The organism is Syntrophobacterales bacterium (genome assembly GCA_019429105.1).
Taxonomy (GTDB): Bacteria; Desulfobacterota; Syntrophia; order Syntrophales; family UBA5619; genus DYTH01.
The window spans coordinates 1-2,502 of the sequence record JAHYJE010000089.1 but is presented as its reverse complement, the minus strand read 5'-3'; the positions used below and the strand labels follow the sequence as shown (position 1 = coordinate 2,502).

General features: G+C 55.9%; 4 protein-coding genes. All 4 read right to left on the bottom strand.

What is annotated here, in order from left to right; all coding sequences use genetic code 11:
- Positions 1-60: 60 nt before the first annotated feature.
- Positions 61-279, bottom strand: coding sequence for a hypothetical protein (locus K0B01_14825; GenBank protein MBW6487416.1), 219 nt, complete (start codon positions 277-279; stop codon positions 61-63).
- A 6-nt stretch (positions 280-285) separates the two neighbouring features.
- Positions 286-579, bottom strand: coding sequence for a hypothetical protein (locus K0B01_14820; GenBank protein ID MBW6487415.1), 294 nt, complete (start codon positions 577-579; stop codon positions 286-288).
- A complete protein-coding gene (locus K0B01_14815) occupies positions 580-867 on the bottom strand; it encodes a hypothetical protein (GenBank protein MBW6487414.1) in 288 nt (95 codons plus the stop codon).
- A 94-nt stretch (positions 868-961) separates the two neighbouring features.
- Entirely contained in the window at positions 962-2,314 is a 1,353-nt protein-coding gene (locus tag K0B01_14810; GenBank protein MBW6487413.1) for an ATP-binding protein, read from the bottom strand.
- Between the last annotated feature and the right edge of the window lie 188 nt (positions 2,315-2,502).

The following is a 2,502-nucleotide window of genomic DNA, read 5'->3' as shown; positions in this document are numbered from 1 at the left end:
TCATACCCTGCTTATGTCATTATGTCAATATGTCATTGTTGATTGATCAGGGACGGCGCCCTATTGTTCCAGCACTTCCCGCGCGATAGTCAGTGCCCGCCCCGCGCCCTGGGCGGCATAGCCCCACTTGATGAGGGTGAAGGCGGGCTGCCCGTCTGCCCCCTGGGCGCTGTCTTTCCCGTAAAACGCCAAGGGGACAGATTTTAAATCTGTCCCCGCCCTGACCCCATCATTACTTTCCCGCCTGTTCGGGAATGACAGTGTGGGGACATTTTTCAAAGGTCTCTACGGATGCGGTGTGATGGCGATGACGGTAATCTGGTTCTCCCGCAGCCCATAATACCAGAAAACCCGATAGGCCGCCGGGGTGGACTGCTCGGCGTAAGCTTCAAAGACCTTTTCTCCCTGCGGTCCTTTGAGGCTGGTGAATTCGTGGGTCCGAAGGCTCGGATGTCGCGGGTTTTCCGACAGAAAACAGAGAGTTTTGCGCACAGCCCGAAGCCGCTTTTCCAGTCCCCTGTCTGCCGTCAGCTCCTCCCATTGCTTCCTCGCCCGCGCCGTCAGGATAATCTCAAACAATTATAGCTCCTTCAGTTCTTCCGGGTCCAATCGGGAGACGTTCCCCTGCGCGGCGTCCCGCAAGCCTTCCCGCACAGCGCTGATTGCCTCCGGGTTTTGGAAGAGCCAGAGTTCCGAAGCGGGGATCTCAGCTATCGGTTGCAGCAACACCTCGCCACTGTCGTTCCGATAGAGGCGAATTCTTTTATACCCTTTGAGGATTTCGCCGACGGTCAGGCGGTTCCGTTCATCTATGGTTCTCGTCCCGATTTCCTCAAATGAATCATTAACTTTCAAGATACTATTCATAAGACAACCTCCGTTCCGCAGATATATACAGGAAGTTTCTTCCGGGGTCAAGGGGTAAAACCCATTTCTGGATATACCCGCAAAACGCTAAATTTCAAGACCTGACCCCCAAAACTTGCCCCAGGAGCCATTCAATGACGTTTACCACCTGAATCTCCAAGCCGTCATGCCGAATGACCTCTGCCGGTCCATGAGACAGGATCAGAAGTTGCGCATCCCGGGCGTAGGGGATGTCAACGGCTGCGCGGCAGAGTGCCCTGATCTCCCGATTTCGCGTCCTGGGATCGCTCATGTCCTGGCAGACCTGTATCAGTTGCCGGATCCGCCCATCCTGCAAAGCGATGCAATCCACCTCGAGGCCTTTACCGGTCTTGCCGTAGTACAACTCCCCTCCCCGGCGCAGCAGTTCGTTGACGACCACGGTCTCCAGCAGTTTTCCGCTGTCTCGCCGGGAAAAGCCGCGTGCCACGGCAGCGAGGCCCGTATCCACGGCATGAATCTTTTTGGGATTGGCCGCCCGCCGCTTAAGCGACCAGTCGAAAAGCGGCAGGCGATTGACCAGAAAGGCCCCTTCCAGGTATTCCACATAGCTGTTCAGCAGATGATAAGAGCTGCCGAAGCTCCCTTTGAGCGAGTTCAGCGACAGAATGGTTGCGGTGTTTGCCAGCAGATACCCGGAAAGGTTCAGCAGGGCTTCCACACTGTCCAACCGGTGACGCGCCGCCACGTCCCGAAGCAGGATTGAATCGAAGTAGGCGCGAAGCTCCAGTTTCTTTACCTCGGCATCTGCGATCCGGGCCACGCGGGGAAAGGCGCCCCAGGCGAGATAATCGTCAAAGGCGCCGGCGATTTCAACCCGCTGACGGACAAGCTCCAGCGGTGTGCTTACGGTCATACCCCGAAATGAGAGAAATTCGGCAAAAGACAGGGGATGTACTGTTAAGGGCAGATAGCGGCCGCTCAGGACCGTGCCGATTTCCCGCCCCAGCAGATGGGCATTGGAGCCGGTGACATAAAGTCGTGACCGATGCAGTTCGTATTCGGTGAGCAGCCATTTGTCAAATCCCGGGATATTCTGCACCTCATCCAGGAAGATATGAGGCGGGCCGGCGGGGCGAAAATGACGCTGGTGCAGCTCGCGGATGCGGGTCAGGAGCGCCGGAGTAAGATCACCCATGAAGCGGGGATCCTCCAGGTTGAGAAAGAGAATGTCGCTCTGGGGCACCCCTTCGGCCAGCAGAACCCGGACGGCATTGCGCAGGATCGTGGACTTTCCGCACCGCCGCACCCCCTGCAGCACGACAATCTCCCCGGTTGCGCTCAGGGCGCGCAGCCGATTTTCGTAGAACGGCCGGGGCACCGTCTCCGGTTCAGGACGGTTCCAGTCGTTCCAGTCCGCCAGCGCCTGCAGGATTTCGTTATCCGATATCGTTAAATCAGTTCTCATGGTGACTGATAATTACATCATTTCGGTTGACGTGTCAATCGAATAAATAGGTTTCTGTCCATAGAGCCAATTGCAAAACTATTTGTCATTCCCGAAAGCGGAGCTTAATGTACACAATGCTTCTATCGGGAATACGGTTTTTCAAGCAGTTAGAACCAGATTATGAACATTAAACTTCGTTTTCCCGC